This window comes from Methanomassiliicoccales archaeon, assembly GCA_026394375.1.
Lineage (GTDB): Archaea > Thermoplasmatota > Thermoplasmata > Methanomassiliicoccales > UBA472 > JAJRAL01.
On sequence record JAPKYJ010000026.1, the window covers coordinates 46,354 to 63,001 of the forward strand.

A 16,648-nucleotide genomic window follows, 5' to 3' on the forward strand; every position below is an offset into this window, starting at 1 on the left:
CCAAGCTTGGTCGAATACCCCGGTCGCTGATGGAGTGGTGGCACGTCGGACAGCATATGGCTAGCGGTCTTTGGTCTAGCTTCTCTTAGCCAGCAACATATATATATCTACACCCCAATACTCAGCACCGTCTGACAGCTGTCGGACTTGAGGGATGGGATGCAGCTAGGGGTCTCTCTCCACCCAGGGAGCCCGATCCGTCGCCTCTCCCCAAGGGAGGTCGTTCATGTATCTTAAGCAGCTGGAACTAGAGAACTTCAAGTCTTTTGGCAAGAAGATGACGATACCGTTCCTGGAGGGCTTCACCGCCGTCACCGGACCGAACGGCTCGGGCAAGAGCAACATCTCGGACGCCATACTCTTCGTTCTAGGGCCGAAGAGCTCGAAGGCACTCCGAGCGGCCAAGCTTACTGACCTCATCTTCAATGGCGGGCCATCGAAGCAACCGGCTGATCACTGCAAGGTATCCCTGATATTCGAGAACAAGGACCGGGCCATCCCTTACGACGCCGATGTGGTCAAGCTCACCCGCCTGGTCAAGCTCTCGGAGAGCAACGAAGGCTACAATTCCTATTTCTACGTCAACGACCGCAAGTCCTCCTTGGGCGAGTTCGATTCATTGTTGGCCAACTCCCGCATCAGCGCCGAGGGCTACAACGTGGTGCAGCAGGGCGACGTTACCCGCATAGTCACCATGTCCAACGTGGACCGGAGGCGCATCCTGGACGATATCTCGGGTATCAGCAAGTACGACGAGGAGATCGTCAAAGCGGAAGCGGAGCGCAAGGCGGCCGAGGAGAACATCGACCGCATCGGCATCATCCTCACCGAGCTGGACAGGCAGATCAAGCAGCTGGAGGAGGAGCGTACCTCGGCCCTCAAATACCTGGAGGCGCGGGACCGTTTGACGCTTTCCAAGGCGCAGCTGGCGCACAAGAAGAAGGAGTCTGCCCTGACAGAGATCGAGCAGGTCAAGCGCCAGATGTCCGAATATGCCAGGCAGATCGAGAACCTCAAACTGAGGAAACAGGAGCTGTCAGACAAGGTCAAGGGCGTGGAAGAGAAGGTGGCGCAGCTGGAGCGGGATATCGACGCCAAGAGCGGCGGCGAGTTCAAGCTGCTGAAGGAGAAGACGGACTCGGCCAAGATCGACATCGCCCGAGCGCAGGAGCAGGCCTCTCAGGCCAAGACCGGCATGGAGGAGCTGCAGGAAGCCCTGAAGGAGAAGCTCCAGGAGAAGGGCGGGCTGGAGAAGCAGCTCGGCTCGCTGGAGAAGAAATTGGAGGAAGCGGAGAAAAGCTATCTCCAGGACCTCAACCTACTGGACAAGAGGAAGGCCGAGCTGAACGAAATCAATCAGGAAGTGGTGGAATCGGACAGCGAGATTGGGACCCTGGGCAAGCGGGTGGAGGAGCTGGACGCCGATCTGAAGAAGAAAGAGGAGGAGCGCCACGCCCTCGTCCTCGGGAAGGAGCGGGCGGAGGACCACCGAGATCGATTGAAGACTGATCTAGCCAACCTCGAGGAAGGGAAGAAGGGCCTAGATTTCGAGCTGAGCGATACAGAGTTCCAGATCAAGGAGCTGCGTTCACAGGATAAGGATTCATCCAAGGAGTTGAAGTCCCTACAGGAGGAGCTCTTCCAGAAGAAGAACCTGGAAACGAAATTGAGCCGCACAGCTGAAGAGCTGGAGCAAGCCATCAGGCGCCTGACGAGGGAATACAGCCAGCTGAAGGCGGATCAGGAGGCGGCGGAGAACGTGGCCAAGGGCTACAACCGTGCCGTTCGCGCTCTGCTGGAGGCGAGAGACCGTCGCGAGATCAAAGGCATCCATGGCACCATCGCCCAGCTGGCCGAGGTCGACCCCCAGCATGAGGTCGCCCTCAACGTGGCAGCGGGCAACAGGATGCAGTCGATCGTGGTGGATGACGATGAAGTGGCGGCCACTGCGATACAATTCCTCAAGAAGAACAGCCTGGGCCGGGCAACGTTCCTGCCGCTCAACAAGATGCTGGACGGAAAGCCGAGAGGCAAGGCCCTCCTGGCGGAGAAAGAGGCGGTGGGGTTCGCCATCGATCTCATCCGCTTCAAGGAAGAGTACCGGGCGGCATTCTGGTACGTTTTCGGGGACACGGTGGTCGTGGACTCATTGGACAAGGCGCGAAGGCTCATGGGCGGCGTGAGATTGGTCACCCAGAGCGGCGAGCTCATCGAGTCCTCGGGCGCCATGGTAGGGGGCACTCTGGAAGGGGTGCAGGTCAAATTCGGATCATCGGCCAAGAGCAAGCTGGAAGAGGTCGCCGAGGAATTGCGCCGCTCCAACGAGCACTCGGAGAAGGTGCAGGCCGAACTGGTGACCGTGAGGGCCGCCCTCAAGGACATCGAGAACGTGCTGCGGGAAGCGAACTCCTCCGGAACCACGAACGGGGTTAAGGTCGGCGCCTTGGACTCGAGACGGAAGGAGATGCGCGAGCGGCAGACCCAAGCGGAGGCGGAGATCAAGAAACTGGCCGGGGAACTGGCTGAGGTGGAGCGCTCCATCGCCGCCACGGTCATCAAGGTAGAGGCGCTGGCTAAGGAGACGGACGGCATCCGCACCGAGCGCGACGGCGGACGCAAGCGCATCAACGAGATCGCGCCTCAAGAGCTATCATCCAAATTGAAGAAGCTGCAGGGCGAGATCGCCGAGCTGACCGGGACGGTCGCCAAGGAGAAGTCGGAGAAGGAGACGACCGAGGCGCAGCTGCAGCTGCTGAAGCAGCGCTTCCAGGACGTTGAGGGTCTGGACCGGGACGCCAAGGGCAAGATCGCCAAGATGAAGAGGACCTTGGGCGAGGCAACGGAGAAGGAGAAGCGGCTCACCACCGAGCTCAACGCCCTGAAGAAGATCGAGGAGTCGATGGGCAATGAGGTCAGCGGTCTGCGCGGCAAGCGCGACGCCGCCTTCCGGGAGAAGACCAAGCTAGAAGCCGATCGCGATCAGGTGGCGATCAAGATCGAGACCTCGGGCGACTTCACCATCGGGCTGCAGACCAAGGTCGTGGCAGCAGAGGAAAGGCTCAAGGAGCTGGAGTCGGAGATCCTCTCCTACAATGTGCCAGTCACCTATCCCCTGCCCCCGTTGGAGGATATCAAGGAGACCATCAACAGATGCGAGTCCATGCTCAACTCCATGGGCGCGGTCAACCTGCGTTCCATTGAGGACTACAATTCCAAGCTCACCAGGCACGATGAACTGAAGGAGGAGGCCGGGCGACTGGACAAGCAGCGCAAGGACCTCATCAAGCTCATGGACGAGCTCAACGACAAGAAGAAGGAGGCGTTGGGCAAGGTCTTCGTGGCCATCAACGAGAACCTCAAAGGCACTTACGCTGAGCTCTCGGGAGGCGGGGAGGCGGAGCTGGTATTGGAGAACCCCGGATCACCGTTCGAAGGTGGACTGGTGATGAAGGTCAGGCCCCGCAACGGCAAGGTGCTGCGCCTGGATGCCCTGAGCGGTGGAGAGAAATCGCTCGCCGCCCTGGCGTTCGTCTTCGCCATCCAGCAGTTCCAACCATCGCCATTCTATCTCCTCGACGAGATCGACATGTTCCTGGACGCGGTGAACGCGGACATGGTCGCTCATCGCGTGGCGAAATGCTCCAAGACGGCTCAGTTCGTGCAGATATCCTTGCGCAAAGTGACCCTGGGCAAGGCCGATCATCTGATCGGGGTGACGAAGGGCGAGGGCGGCATCAGCCAGGTGATTATGAAGGCCAACGTGGGCGACATCAAGGACCTGCAGGAGCAGCTGCATTTGCCCGAGGAGAAGGCGGAGGGAGCGGCATGAGCGAAGGACCGGGACTGGAAGGCGTGCTGGACCATATCATGTTCCACCAGGCCATCATTGGAGAGGACGATGGACATCTGAAGTTCGACCGCTACCTGGACATGGCCCGGGGAGCGAGCCTGGGCTCGGACTATGCGCCAAAGGACCCACTTGACCGCTCGCTGCAATTGGTCTTCGACCTGGTGCTCAACCAGAACTTCGACCCCTGGGACATAGACCTGGTCTCCTTCACGGACATCTATTTGAAGCGAATGCAGGAGACCGCGGTGAACTTCATCGTCGCCGGCAAACTGGTCTTCATGGCCTGGAGCATACTCAAGCTGCAGAGCGAGGAGGTGCTCGCCGCCAACGACGAGCAGCGCGAGCTTTTCTGCTCCGACTGGGACTTCGATTCACTAGGGGAGTTCTATTCCGATGAGAAAGAATGCGACCTGAATTTCGACGTGCCGGAGAGCGTGGACCTGTGCGAGGCGGTTCGACATCAGGCCCAGCGGCCGGTTTCATTGATCGAGTTGCTGGACGCCTTCGAGGATGCCCGCGACGAAGCGCAGAGGCAAGAGGAAAGAGAGCGTCTTCGCGAGCGGTTGAAGCTCAACCCGGACAAGTTCGATGCCAAGTCCCACTCCGAGGACCTGGAGCGGGAAGTGGAGATGGTCTGGACGCGCATAATGAAATGCGGACCGGGGCCGGTGGCCATTGACGACCTGTTCTCTGGAGGAAAGGAGGATAGGGTGACGGTGTTCGTCTCTCTCCTCTTCCTGGCCCGGAACGGCAAGATATCGCTCTGGCAGGAGGACCTTCCTTTCGGACAGATCTTCATGGAGATCAAGATCCCCTGGCACATCGCCACCATGGAGGAAGCCAGGCAGCCGGCCGAAGTGCCGCAGCGGGCCATGGTGATGTGATTTGGAGCCGGTGCGGGCCGTGGAAGCGGTGCTCTTCGCATCCTCTCGGCCATTGCGCATGGCGGAGATCGAGGCTGCTACCCAGTTGACCCCAGACGCCATCCGAAGGGCTCTGGGAAAGCTGAAGAAGGAATATGATGAGCGCGCCTCCTCCATCGAAGTGGTCAAGATCGGTATCCGCTACGCCATGCAGCTGAGGAAGGAGTACACCCCTTACGGCCTACCGTTCGCGGAGAAGGAACTGCCCCGGGAGGTGCTGAAGACCGCGGCGTACATAGCCTACAACCAACCTCTCCGCCAGAGCGACCTGGCAAAGTCATTGGGAGGGGAGGTATACGAGCACGTGCGGGCGCTGCGCGAGGCGGGACTGGTATCCGCTCACCGGCAAGGGCAGACGTTCCTTCTGACCACCTCCAAGCGCTTCGCCGAATACTTCGGCATCGCCTCCTCCCGGAAGGAGGACATCAAGCGCTGGATGGAGGCTCAGTTGGTGAAAGGCGGAGCGACCTGATCGTGCTCTTGCGGATATGCCTCGTCCCGTTCTTTTCTGTTGCTCTGGTGTGGCTCTTAGGTCGATGACTAATACCCAAACGGTTATTGCCGGCATCGCATCTACCAAGTCACCAATATTGAGAGGAAGTCAAACGTCGAACCAGAGTGTCGTGCAGGATCAACCCTGCATTCTAACCATAGGGGTGCCCACATACAACGGGGCGGAGACCATTGGACAGACCATCGAAAGCGTGCTGTCGCAGGTGGGACCGGATAAGGCGGGTCTGGTGGAAGTGATCGTCTCTGACAACGCCTCCGATGATAAGACGGAGTCGACGGTCCTCGGACTGATGTCGAGGTACCCAGGGAGGGTGGTGTATCACAAGAACGAGACCAACATCGGCTTCGATGCCAATGTTGATACTATCGTGCACATGGCAAAGGGCCGTTTTGTCTGGCCTCTCGCCGATGATGACTATTTGAAGGATGGCGCGATAGATGAGGTCCTCGAAGCCATACACGAACATCCCGACGTGGCATTGATATTCGCGAACTTCGAAGGAGGCTCGGCCAGCTTGACCTTGGAGGAGGGGGAGCTGTGTCCGGACGGCAACGCCTTCTTCAGCCGGATCAACTTCAAGAACGGATTGCTATCGAGCAACATCGTCAACCGGAGCATCTGGTTGGCCCTCAATCTCAAGCGATACCACGGCCGCTATTGGATACACTTCGCTTACGCGATGGAAGCCCTTTCCCCCAACTCCCATCGGCAGGCCTTCATTTTGAAGGGAACCCCCTTGGGCCTCTGCATTGCCAAGGGACGGTGGGGAGGTGGAGGCTCCTTCATACACATCGGTCTCTGTTTGGTGGACATCTTCCAGGAGATGCCGAACCTTGGCTATTCCAGGGGTGTGAAGAAGAGAGCGGACTTCGTGATCAAGGGCGGCTATCCGAAGTATATTCCCATGGCGAAGGCTCAGGGCCTTTGTCTGGATGGTAATCTTCTCAATAGCTTCTGCTCCCATTATTGGCAGTACCCGACCTTTTGGGTGGTGGACCTGCCTTTACTGCTCATTCCAGGAAGTGTCTATCGACTTTGGTTCGATCTTCGCGGCCGCGGGAGGAACAGACGGCGGACGAATGGATCCCGTCCAAGATGATTGAAGGTCGAATCATCATCCAAGAACCCTCGGCAGGGATTAATGAGAACGCAAGTGCGATGATCCGCGCGCAGTGCTCTCTCGCGTCGGAGCTTAATCCGTACAGGTCTGAAGATTCGCTCGACCCGAACCAGAAGGATACCCTATGTGCCATCCTTACCTCTGAGCACGGAAACGATGCCGAGCCACGCTGGTCCCTTTCGAACATGGGGAAGCGTGTTGCATTAATGCCAGTGAAAGGAGGGTGTGGCATTCGCCTTATCGCCTGGGATGGCGATAAGGCACTTGGGATAACAAATGCCACAGAGGATGGGATGCACCTTAGTGGATAAAAGGAATTGGCCGGTGTACAACGAACAACTGGTCAGGCGGAGCGAGGCTCTCCTGGGCATGAACGTCCTGGAGGGCTGGGAGGACGAACTGGAACAGATGAACCGGAGGAAGCGGGGAAGGCCTTACTCCTTTCCAGCCTCGCTCTTCCGCTTCCTGGCGTTCCTGCGTCAGGCGCAGCGGTTGCCGCTGCGGCAGATGGAGGGGCGCTGCTGCGCTCCCGATCACTCGACGATCTGGCGCAGGTTCCTGGCGCAGCCGTTGCGGCTGCGCAAGCCCCGCCCGCGCCGGGGCGGGGTACGCGGTGGCGATCGATTCGCCCGGGCTGAAGGTGTCGAACCGGGGCGAGTGGCTCCGGGACAAGTGGCACGTGCACCGGGGTTGGATCAAGGCGCACGTGGCGGTCGAGGTGGGCAGTGGCAGCGTGGTCGGGGTGGTGGTGACGGACGAACGAGCGCCAGACCACCGCTTCCTGCCGCAGCTGGTGCGGCAGGCGGAGCGCCGCCTGCCTGGACCGGTCAAGCGGGTCCTGGCGGACGCGGCCTACGACATCCGGGACAACTTCGCCTTCCTGCGCCAGCGCGGGATCGACGCGGCGATCCCGGTGCGGGCCGGCGCCTCGCGCAGGTCGCTGGGCAAGGGGCTGGCCCGCTCCCTGGCCGTGGGCGAGAGGCGCAGGGTCGGGGAGACTGGGTGGCGCCTGCGCCACCAGTATCGCATGCGGTGGAAGGTGGAGACGACCTTCTCCGCGGTGAAGCGGGTGATTGGAGAGAGCGTGATGTCCAGGCGGCGGGACATCATGCTCCGCGAGGCGGAGCAGATGTTCGCCGCTTACAACCAGCTCATGGGGGTATAAAAGAGTAATTCAACACAGTTACATGGGGCAAAGGTTTAAAACACCCGGCCAATATTCCGAGACCAGTGATTTGAAATGGTAATGCCACTGGCGCTCCTGGAGAAGTCGACGAACAAGAAGATATCCCTGTTGCTCAAGGACAACCGGGTGCTGGAGGGCAAGCTCACCGGCTACGACGAGTACATGAATATGGTGCTCGAGGAGACGGAGGAGCGCACCGCCGAGCAGACCCGCCGTCTGGGCGTGGTCATCCTGCGCGGCAACAACGTGGTCAGCATAACTCCTCTGTGATATCCACCCTTTATTGATATGAACCATAACTGACGATGCCATGAAAGCGGTCATACTCGCTGGTGGATTGGGCACGCGTCTGCGCCCCCTCACTTACTCCGTTCCAAAGTCGCTCGTACCGGTGGCCGGAAAGCCCTTGGTGGTGCGCATCATGGACTCGCTGCCTCCGGTCGTGGACACTATCATCCTGGCCGTCAGCTACATGCGCGATGCCTTGGAGGAGTATTTCGCCACCAACCCCTGCGGCCGGAAGTTGGTGCTGGTGAACGAGACCAGTCCGCTGGGGACGGGGGGCGCGTTGAAGAACGTCAGCGATCATTTGGACGAGTGCTTCATCGCTATGAACGGCGATTGCATCGCCTCTCTCAACCTGAAGCACATGCTCAAGCAGCATCGCGAGCAAGGGGGCATAGGCACCATCGCTTTGTGGCCGGTGGAAGACCCGAGCGCCTTCGGGGTGGTGGAGCTGGACCGTTCCAGTAGAGTGCTGGACTTCCAGGAGAAGCCGAAGCGCGAGGAAGCGCGGTCGAACCTCATCAATGCAGGCATTTACATCTTCGAGCCGGAGATCCTCGATTACATTGGTAAAGGCGTGGTGTCTTTGGAAAGGGAGGTGTTCCCGGCCATTTTGGACTATGGCCTCTTCGGCCACAAGTTCACCGGGCATTGGATGGACTGCGGCACCAGGGAGAATCTCCTGGCCGCCCAGAGAAAATTATTGGAGATCGAGCCGCAGCCGGCGCCCACTATGAAACCGGACTCTGGCTGCACCTTCTTGTCTCCCAGCTTAATGAGGAGCGTGGCCACGAAAGGGGCCAGGATAGGGCCGTACGCCTGCATCGAGCCCTGCGTCAGCATTGGAGAGGGAGCGGAGGTGGTGAACTCCTTGATAATGAAGGGCGTTGTCCTAGGGCCAGGTTCGAAGGTCGTCAACTCGATCATAGGGCCCGGATTCAAGGTGGGAGAGGGCGAGAGAGTCGCGGATGCCATAATGGCCACCAAGTAGGTGCCCGCGGGAAACTGAAATTGTTATCTATTGCGCCACTCTTTCCCCTAGACATAAGCATCCGGTGTGCCGATGAGTTGGCTTGAAAAAGCGACGGAGCTGATCAGTAGGAGGCGATTCCGCAAGGGCTGGCTCGCCTTCATCATCTTTTTCTTCCTCGTTTTCGTCATCATTCCCACAGTTTTCGTGCTCTCCTATGCCTTCACCAACTGGGGCGACATCCAAAGTACGGTCCTCAACGACCCGGCGGAGATGCAAAAGATCTGGACGGCGATCGCCAATTCCTTCGAGATCGCTGGCATCGTGACATTGGTGGACTTCCTGGTCGGATTGCCGATGGCTTGGATGCTGGTCAGGAAGAAGTTCCGGGGCAAGGAGTTCCTGGACACGCTCATCGACATGCCCCTGGCGGTGCCAACGGCCGCCCTGGGCTTCTCCGCGGCCATCTTCTGGGGCATCACCCCGGCAGACCTGACGAACCCCCTGGGGTTGAACATCATCGGGTCGCCATTCCTCCTCATCATATTGTTGCATATTGTCTTCTCCTATCCGTACATGGTACGCTCCCTAGCGGCGATCTTGGAGCAGATCGACCAAACCTACGAGACCGCTGGCCGGACGTTAGGGGCCAGTAAGCTGACAGCGGCTCGGACGATCACCCTCCCGCTGTTCCGGGCGGGCTTGGTTACCGGCATAATCCTCTGCTTCGCTAGGAGCCTGAGCGAGACCGGAGGAACGGTGGTGGCGCTGACCACGGTCGGGGCTCAGAAGCTGTTCTACACCGCGCCGACGCTCATCGACGAGGTGAAGAAGAACTCGATCACCAACCCTGCGCTGATTCCCGAGCTGTCGTTCATCAGCATCATACTCATAGTATTGGCGCTCGCCCTGCTGGCGGTCATGGCGATCATAGTGAAGAGGGCGCACCTGCCGATACGCAAGATATGGCCACGACCGGAGAAGATACTGTCAAGGGGCTTGGCGCCGAAGGCCAAGGACTTCTCCTCCATACTGTTCCTGAGTTTCATCGTCCTCATCCCCTCCTTCTTCATCTTCACCTATGTGCTGACGGCCACGCCCAGCCAGCCGATGAACTGGGGCATGTTCGGGGAGGCGCTGCTCTACTCGTTCATCGTGGCTGGTGTGGTCACGGTCATCGACCTGGCGTTGGGGGTGCCGCTGGCTTTGTACATCGCCCGGGGGCGGTCGAAACGCCTCCCTGAGACCCTGGACATATTGGTCAATGTGCCGCTCATCGTGCCCACCGTCGCCCTCGGTTACTCCTTGGGCTTGTTCTGGGCAGGCGGGCAGCCAGTCAATGGCGCGGTCGGTATTGTACTGGTCATTCTGGCGCACATCGCCTTCACCTATCCGCTGATGGTGAGGAGCGTCACCGGGGCGGTGGAGGAGGTCGACCCGGTCTATGAGGAGACGGCCCGGACGCTTGGCGCGAAGCCGGTCCAGGCTTTCAGGCGTGTGCTCTACCCTGTGATCTCTAGCTCCATTCTAGCTGGGGCCATCATGGCCTTCACCAGGAGCTTGGGGGAGACCGGCGCGACCAGAGCGGTGGTGGAAGGCGCTAACACCGCCCCCAACTTCATCGTCAACCTGGTCCAGGCGCATGATTATTACTCGGCGGCATTGGCCTGCATCGTGCTGATCGTCATCTCCTATGCGTTCATGCTAGCGCTCCGTTACATGGTCAGGAAGAGGAGGAGGGACTAGATGCCCACCATAAAGTTGGAGGGCGTCGGGAAGCGCTACGGCGATATCAAGGCGGCCGACGACCTGGACCTGGAGGTGCGCAACGGCGAGTATCTCTGTCTCCTCGGGCCCACTGGTGCAGGCAAGACCACGGTGTTGCGCATCATCTCCGGGCTTACTAAGCCAGACAAGGGCAAGATAACATTCGACGACAAGGTCATGAACGAGGAGGAGCCGGAGAACCGCCGGGCGGTCATGCTCTCTCAAACCTACGCATTGTTCCCCCAACTCACGGTGGCGAAGAATATCCTCTTCGGGCCGGACATCCAGGATGTGCCAGATGAGGTGAAGAAGAGGACATTGACGGAGATGCTGGACCTGGTCAGGCTCACCCATCGCCCGGACGCCTACCCGAAGGAGCTGAGCGGGGGCATGCAGCAGAGGACGGCGCTGGCTCGCGCCCTGGCCTCCGGTGCGGACGTGCTCCTCCTGGACGAGCCCCTGAGGGCCATTGACGCCCGGCTGAGGATCAGCCTGAGGCAGGAGCTGAGGTCGCTGGCGAAATCGCTGGGCATCACCACCGTCCATGTCACGCACGACCACGACGAAGCCCTGGTCATGGCCGACCGCATCGCCGTAATCCGCGGAGGAAAGATCATCCAGGTCGGGAGCCCGGCCGAGGTCTTCGACAATCCCGTCTCCCCCTTCGTGGCCAATTTCGTCGGGCAGTCCAACTTCTTCGTGGGCAAGGTGGGCGCCAAGCGCGAGGCCACTGAGGTCCGGGGGGAGAATGGAAGGTCGGTCATGGCCCAGCCCTGCTCTTGCCGCGAGGGGGAGAATGTGGTGGTGGCCGTCAAAGTAGGCAACACCGAGATCTCCAAAGAGGGGGAAGGCTTCTTCGAAGGACGCGTAGAGCGCATTCTCTTCGAGGGTCGCAATCTGCACATCGATCTGGACGTGGGGGAGTTGGGGCGCTTCGCTGCCAAGGTGCCTTCCTGGCGATTGGGCAAGCTGAGCAAGGGAGACAAGGTGCAGATCAAGTGGAGCGCGGAAAAAGCGAGCGTATTCCCCGTGCCTCCGGGCGGACTGGAGGAGGAGCTGAGGGTGGAATAATGCCGCAGGTGGAGCTTAAGAGGGTGACGATGCGCTACGGCAAGCTGCGGGCGGTGGATGAGGTCGACCTCACCATAGCCGATGGAGAGTACGTCACCATCCTCGGTCCGTCGGGATGCGGCAAGACCACGCTCATTCGCATCATCGCCGGCATCCTGGAGCCGACCGAAGGAGAGGTCTGGATTGGAGGGAGGGAGATGCGAGGCGTCCCCATCGAGGATCGGGACGTGGGCTACGTCTTCCAGAACATCGCCCTCTTCCCTCATCTGAATGTGGAGGACAACGTCTCCTACGGCCCGCGCGTGAAGGATCTGCCCAGGGAGGAGCAGGGACAGGTTGCCAAGCGATACCTGGAGCTGGTCAAGCTGCTCGACAAGATGGAGATGTTCCCGTCCGAGCTCTGCGGAGGAGAGCAGCAGAAGGCGTCACTGGCCCGGGCCTTGGCCACGGGCGCCAAGCTCCTGCTTCTGGACGAGCCGCTTTCCGCGTTGGACGCCAGGGTGCGCGTGGACCTGCGCTACGAGCTGAGGCGTATCGTGAAGGCCTTGGGACTGACCACTGTGCACGTGACCCACGACCAAGAGGAGGCCATGTCCGTCTCAGACCGCATCATGGTCATGCGTGCCGGTGGGGTCGTTGAGACCGGAACGCCGGAGCAGCTGTACACCCAGCCCAAGGACATATTCACCGCCAACTTCGTGGGCGAGACGAACCTCCTGGAGGGTTGGGTCAAGGGTCGGGCCGAAGGTAAGTCGTTGATCGAGCTGCGCGACGGTTCGACCGTCGAGGTGACGGAGTGTGGTCACAAAGAGGGCGACGCAGTGGTCATCTCCGTTCGCCCGGAGTTCGTTTTCCCATTCACCGATGGACTGCTATCGAGGGTGCAGAACGTCACATACATGGGCACATACTGGAGGGTCGTGGCTCAATCGAGAAGCGAGGACCGAGTGGAGTTCGATGTGCCGGCGGCGGAAGGAAAGCTATATCATCAAGGGCAAGAGGTGTATCTGACGGTGAATCGAAAGGCAGCGGTGGTCTATCCCAGGCCACTAGAAGGCATAGCGGAGGCGGTCAAACTTGAGTGAAGCTGGTTCGTTGCTGGAATGGTTCGGAAAGCGCCGGGAATCGGTAGTGATGAAGGGAATCCGAGATCATGCACAGAAGGTCGCGGACACCACCACGGAGCTCAACCGAGTGCTCATGGCGCTCTGCAAAGAGGACGAGGAGAGAGCTCTGGACGCGATAAAGCGGGAGATGCTCTCCGAGAAGGAGGCGGACAACCTGGAGGACATCATCACGGCGGAGCTGTCCAAGGGCGACCTGGAGGCGAAGGAGCGGGAGGACCTCATGCACCTCATCCGCCGCATGGACTATGTCGCCGACTGGGCCAAGGAGGCGGGTATGAACCTGCAGTTGGTCATCGAGGCCAAGGTGAACGTGCCGGTGACCCTCTGGAATAAGTATTGCGCCATGACCGCGGAGCTGGAGAAGGCCGCCAAGCAGCTGAAGATGAGCATCGACAACTTGGGAGTGGACGAGGACCTGGTCATCAAGTACGAGAGGGGGGTGGAGATACAGGAGCACATCCTGGACGAGATGTACTTCTCCACCAAGAAGGAGATATTCTTCGCCGACATCGATCCCAAGGCCATCTACCTCATGCGCGATATCCTGCACGGCATCGAGAACTCGGCTGACAAGTGCAAGGACGCTGCGGACATCATCCACATCCTGGTCATAGCCCAGAGGCACAAGGCAAGGTAGGGACATGGCAGAGCGACTCTTCGGAACGAACGGGGTGCGGGGCGTCATCAACGAGGACATGACGCCCGAGCTGGCGATGGACGTGGGCAAGGCCATCGGCACCTACATGAAGGGACGGGTGGCGGTCGGGACCGATACCCGCACCTCAGCCCACATGGTGAAGAGCGCCGTGCTGGCGGGCCTGATGTCCGCCGGAGCGGAGGTGCTCGACCTGGGACTGCTACCCACTCCGGCCCTGCAGTACTTCGTGAAGACGAACCGCATCGCTGGCGGGGTCATGATCACCGCCTCCCACAATCCCCCGGAGTTCAACGGCATCAAGGCCGTGGACGCGGACGGCACGGAGATGCCCCGGACCAAAGAGGAGACGATCGAGGGCATCTACTTTAGCCAAGCCTTCGCCATCCAGGACTGGAGAGGGGTTGGCAACATCAGAATGGCGGGAGGGGCGATCGCATCCTATCAGAATGCCGTCCTGCAGCAGGTGGATGTTGAGGCGATCGCCAAGGCGGGCATAAAGGTGGTATTGGATTGCGCCAACGGCGCGGGTTCGGTCTCCACCCCGGTTCTGTTGGAGCGTCTGGGCGTTCGGGCCGTGACCCTGAACTGCAATCCTCTGGGAACGTTCCCCGGACACCCTTCCGAGCCGACCGAGGACCATCTGGAGGACCTCAAGTCCTTGGTGGAAGAAACAGGCGCTGACCTGGGAATAGCGCATGACGGGGACGCGGACCGCACCATCTTCATCGACGACAAAGGGCGTTATGTCTACGGGGACAAGAGCCTGGCCGTGGTGGCGGCCGCCATGGTGGCGGAGAACGACGGCGGCATAGTGGTCACGCCCGTCTCCACATCGTCCTGTGTGGAGGACGCGGTGCGCGAGGCGGGTGGAGAAGTGGTCTATACCCGGGTGGGCGCTCCCATCGTGGCTCGAAAGATGATGGAGTTGGGGGCGGTCTTCGGAGGAGAGGAGAACGGCGGACTGATATTCCCCAAGCACCAGTATTGCCGGGACGCGGCCATGACCGCGGCCAAGATGATCGAGGTGCTGGCCATCGAAGGGGAGCTGTCAGAGCTGCTCAAGAAGGTTCCCACATACCAATTGGACAAGCGCAAGGTGCGCTGCCCCGATTCCAGGAAGGAGGGATTGCTGCAGCAGGTGTGCCAGGCATTCGCCGATCAGCGGGTGGACCAGACCGACGGCGTCAAAGTGTATTTCGACGAAGGGTGGACGCTCATCCGTCCTTCAGGCACGGAGCCCATCTTCCGCATCTATTCCGAGGGCAGAACAGAAGAGGACGCGAAGCGCATTGCGGAGCGTTGCGAGAAGCTGGTCAAGGAGCTTTTGGACGAGTGAGCCAGGCGATCAGAGAAGAGCCAGGATCAGGAACACCGATCCGAAGATTACGAATATTGCGCCGCTAGCGAGCTTGACGTACCTCTTCGGTACGCGTTTGCCGATCTCCGAACCTACCAGGACGCCAATGAGGGTGACGAGGGCGAAGCCCGCTGCCGCGCCTAGCAATACCAGCAGCCAATCGCCATACTGAGCGGAGAGGGCGATTAGGGACAGCTGCGTCTTGTCCCCCAGCTCCATGACCGCCACCAAGGTGAAGGAGGCCACCAATCCCTCCCCATCTGGCTTTGTGGTCGGCGTTCACCTCCTCCTTCTTGTCTGGAAGGAGGAGGGTGAGAAGCCCGAAGACGATGAACAAAATCCCCGCCCCCATTTCGACCATCGGTCGAGGGACGTACTGGAACAGCACCTGGCCCACCACTCCCACTGCGGATAGTGCCACTAGCTCGCGAAGGCGCCCAGGAACACAGTCGAGCGAGAGTGCTTGGAGGAGAGGGTGATGACGGCGATCATGGTCTTGTCCCCGATCTCCGTCAGAGCGATGAGAACGAAAGCAGAGAACACCGGCGCCAGGTCCATGATCGCTCACTGCTTTTTGCGGTGACCGTGCACCACCGAGATGACCTCGATGATCATTCTGGCCGCCAGAGCGGCGGTGTTCCCTTTGTCGTAGGGTGGAGAGACCTCGTTCACGTCGAACCCTACCAGGCGAGGCCCGAGCATGTTGATGCACTTCTTGACGTCCATTGAGGTGAGCCCGAACGGTTCTGGCGTTCCCGTACCAGGTGCGTAGGCAGGGTCGATGCCGTCGACGTCCAGAGAGAAGTAGATGTTCTCCCGGCGGATCATGTTGAGCGCCCGCTTGAACGCCTTCTCCACGCCCTCCTCATGGATGGTGTAGGCGTCGATGTACTCCGGCATCTTGGCCATCTTCTCTTCCATGGAGATGGAGCGCACCCCGAAGGCGAGAACGTTCTCTATGCCCACGTGGTCCGCGTTCCGGCGCAGCACGCAGGCGTGACTGAGCTTGTTGTTCATGTACTCGTCCCGGAAATCCAGGTGAGCATCGATGGTTATGACCCCTACATCCTGGAAGGCCTGGACCGCTGGGATGGTGACGGCATGCTCCCCACCCATCACGATGGGGAACTTGCCCGCCTTGACGATGGAGGCTACGACCTGCTTGGTCTCCCGGACCATGTCCTCCGATGAGCCACAGTCTTCGATGTTGCCAGCGTCATGCACGTTGACGTCTGTCAGAAGCAGGTCGTGCTCGAAGACATAGGGTTCGAAGTTGCTAGATGCTTCCCGGATGGCGTTGGGAGCGGCCCGCGCACCTGGCCGGAAAGAGGTGGTGCGATCGAATGGCACGCCCACGATGACGAACTCCGCCTTCTCGAAGCTGGCGGTGGCGAAGGCAAAATTGATCCCGCGAAGCACCATGTGGACTACCTACACCTTGGTTATCTTCTTTCTTCCCATGGCGATCATGTACATGATCTCCTCGCCGGGGTGAAGCTGGCCCTGGAACTCATCCGGGATGCTCAGGGAGAAGTTCTCGTAGTTATCCAGGTCCATCAGCTGGACCTCTTTGCCACCGATGGCTAGGACCTGCGCCTTGCGCTTGTCGATCATGGGGATCTGCACCTTGTGGGTCACGGGGTGCACGATGCTGCGTTTCTTCTCGTCGAACAGCCCGACGGCATCGATGCGGGCCTTGGCCTCGCCGTGTTTACCGGGCTTGGAGGTCTGAATGGAAATGATCTTGCAGGGCTCTTCGTCGATGTTGACGTATCGGCCTTCCTTGAGCTCCCTGACCTCGGCTTGGTTCCAGGACATAG

At 60.0% G+C, this 16,648-nt stretch carries 16 protein-coding genes; 12 read left to right on the top strand and 4 right to left on the bottom strand.

Going from position 1 to position 16,648, the window contains the following annotated elements; translation table 11 throughout:
* The first annotated feature begins 226 nt into the window (after window positions 1–226).
* The 12 genes from smc to glmM all read left to right on the top strand — a co-directional run bounded on the left by smc (window position 227) and on the right by glmM (window position 14,807).
* Window positions 227–3,829: a chromosome segregation protein SMC gene (gene smc, locus NT137_07610; protein MCX6653198.1), complete on the top strand. Its 3,603-nt coding sequence runs from the start codon at window positions 227–229 to the stop codon at window positions 3,827–3,829.
* On the top strand, window positions 3,826–4,734 hold the full coding sequence (locus NT137_07615; protein ID MCX6653199.1) for a hypothetical protein: 909 nt from the start codon (window positions 3,826–3,828) through the stop codon (window positions 4,732–4,734). The genes smc and NT137_07615 overlap by 4 nt, the downstream gene beginning before the upstream one ends.
* Window positions 4,735–4,744: 10 nt before the next feature.
* Window positions 4,745–5,245: an SMC-Scp complex subunit ScpB gene (locus NT137_07620; protein ID MCX6653200.1), complete on the top strand. Its 501-nt coding sequence runs from the start codon at window positions 4,745–4,747 to the stop codon at window positions 5,243–5,245.
* Between the two features lie 151 nt (window positions 5,246–5,396).
* Window positions 5,397–6,386 carry a glycosyltransferase family 2 protein gene (locus NT137_07625; GenBank protein MCX6653201.1) on the top strand — a complete coding sequence of 330 codons (990 nt, stop codon included), beginning with the start codon at window positions 5,397–5,399 and terminating at the stop codon, window positions 6,384–6,386.
* Window positions 6,387–6,939: 553 nt separating this feature from the next.
* The gene (locus NT137_07630; protein MCX6653202.1) at window positions 6,940–7,572 is read left to right on the top strand and encodes an IS5 family transposase; all 633 of its coding nucleotides are present in this window, start codon (window positions 6,940–6,942) and stop codon (window positions 7,570–7,572) included.
* A gap of 75 nt (window positions 7,573–7,647) precedes the next feature.
* Window positions 7,648–7,863: an LSM domain-containing protein gene (locus NT137_07635; GenBank protein MCX6653203.1), complete on the top strand. Its 216-nt coding sequence runs from the start codon at window positions 7,648–7,650 to the stop codon at window positions 7,861–7,863.
* Between the two features lie 40 nt (window positions 7,864–7,903).
* A complete protein-coding gene (locus NT137_07640) occupies window positions 7,904–8,869 on the top strand; it encodes an NDP-sugar synthase (GenBank protein ID MCX6653204.1) in 966 nt (321 codons plus the stop codon).
* A gap of 72 nt (window positions 8,870–8,941) precedes the next feature.
* On the top strand, window positions 8,942–10,594 hold the full coding sequence (locus NT137_07645) for an ABC transporter permease subunit (protein ID MCX6653205.1): 1,653 nt from the start codon (window positions 8,942–8,944) through the stop codon (window positions 10,592–10,594).
* Entirely contained in the window at window positions 10,595–11,686 is a 1,092-nt protein-coding gene (locus tag NT137_07650; protein MCX6653206.1) for an ABC transporter ATP-binding protein, read from the top strand.
* Window positions 11,686–12,771 (top strand): ABC transporter ATP-binding protein, encoded by a 1,086-nt coding sequence (locus NT137_07655; protein ID MCX6653207.1) that lies wholly within the window; start codon window positions 11,686–11,688, stop codon window positions 12,769–12,771. The genes NT137_07650 and NT137_07655 overlap by 1 nt, the downstream gene beginning before the upstream one ends.
* Window positions 12,764–13,450, top strand: coding sequence for a DUF47 family protein (locus NT137_07660; GenBank protein MCX6653208.1), 687 nt, complete (start codon window positions 12,764–12,766; stop codon window positions 13,448–13,450). The genes NT137_07655 and NT137_07660 overlap by 8 nt, the downstream gene beginning before the upstream one ends.
* Window positions 13,451–13,454: 4 nt before the next feature.
* Window positions 13,455–14,807: a phosphoglucosamine mutase gene (gene glmM / locus NT137_07665; protein ID MCX6653209.1), complete on the top strand. Its 1,353-nt coding sequence runs from the start codon at window positions 13,455–13,457 to the stop codon at window positions 14,805–14,807.
* A 9-nt stretch (window positions 14,808–14,816) separates the two neighbouring features.
* Here glmM and NT137_07670 read toward each other — a convergent pair whose 3' ends face one another.
* The 4 genes from NT137_07670 to NT137_07685 all read right to left on the bottom strand — a co-directional run bounded on the left by NT137_07670 (window position 14,817) and on the right by NT137_07685 (window position 16,646).
* Entirely contained in the window at window positions 14,817–15,074 is a 258-nt protein-coding gene (locus NT137_07670; protein MCX6653210.1) for a TMEM165/GDT1 family protein, read from the bottom strand.
* 174 nt (window positions 15,075–15,248) lie between these two features.
* Window positions 15,249–15,386, bottom strand: coding sequence for a TMEM165/GDT1 family protein (locus NT137_07675; GenBank protein ID MCX6653211.1), 138 nt, complete (start codon window positions 15,384–15,386; stop codon window positions 15,249–15,251).
* A gap of 6 nt (window positions 15,387–15,392) precedes the next feature.
* Window positions 15,393–16,250 carry an agmatinase gene (gene speB / locus NT137_07680; GenBank protein MCX6653212.1) on the bottom strand — a complete coding sequence of 286 codons (858 nt, stop codon included), beginning with the start codon at window positions 16,248–16,250 and terminating at the stop codon, window positions 15,393–15,395.
* Window positions 16,251–16,259: 9 nt separating this feature from the next.
* A complete protein-coding gene (locus tag NT137_07685; protein MCX6653213.1) occupies window positions 16,260–16,646 on the bottom strand; it encodes a translation initiation factor IF-5A in 387 nt (128 codons plus the stop codon).
* Window positions 16,647–16,648: the final 2 nt, after the last annotated feature.

Excerpts from the sequence above, each read along its gene's own strand:
- smc (MCX6653198.1), top strand. The coding sequence starts at position 227 with ATGTATCTTAAGCAGCTGGAACTAGAGAACTTCAAGTCTTTTGGCAAG.
- NT137_07615 (MCX6653199.1), top strand. The coding sequence starts at position 3,826 with ATGAGCGAAGGACCGGGACTGGAAGGCGTGCTGGACCATATCATGTTC.
- NT137_07635 (MCX6653203.1), top strand. The coding sequence starts at position 7,648 with ATGGTAATGCCACTGGCGCTCCTGGAGAAGTCGACGAACAAGAAGATA.
- NT137_07640 (MCX6653204.1), top strand. The coding sequence starts at position 7,904 with ATGAAAGCGGTCATACTCGCTGGTGGATTGGGCACGCGTCTGCGCCCC.
- NT137_07645 (MCX6653205.1), top strand. The coding sequence starts at position 8,942 with ATGAGTTGGCTTGAAAAAGCGACGGAGCTGATCAGTAGGAGGCGATTC.
- NT137_07650 (MCX6653206.1), top strand. The coding sequence starts at position 10,595 with ATGCCCACCATAAAGTTGGAGGGCGTCGGGAAGCGCTACGGCGATATC.
- NT137_07655 (MCX6653207.1), top strand. The coding sequence starts at position 11,686 with ATGCCGCAGGTGGAGCTTAAGAGGGTGACGATGCGCTACGGCAAGCTG.
- glmM (MCX6653209.1), top strand. The coding sequence starts at position 13,455 with ATGGCAGAGCGACTCTTCGGAACGAACGGGGTGCGGGGCGTCATCAAC.
- NT137_07675 (MCX6653211.1), bottom strand. The coding sequence starts at position 15,386 with ATGGACCTGGCGCCGGTGTTCTCTGCTTTCGTTCTCATCGCTCTGACG.
- speB (MCX6653212.1), bottom strand. The coding sequence starts at position 16,250 with ATGGTGCTTCGCGGGATCAATTTTGCCTTCGCCACCGCCAGCTTCGAG.
- NT137_07685 (MCX6653213.1), bottom strand. The coding sequence starts at position 16,646 with ATGTCCTGGAACCAAGCCGAGGTCAGGGAGCTCAAGGAAGGCCGATAC.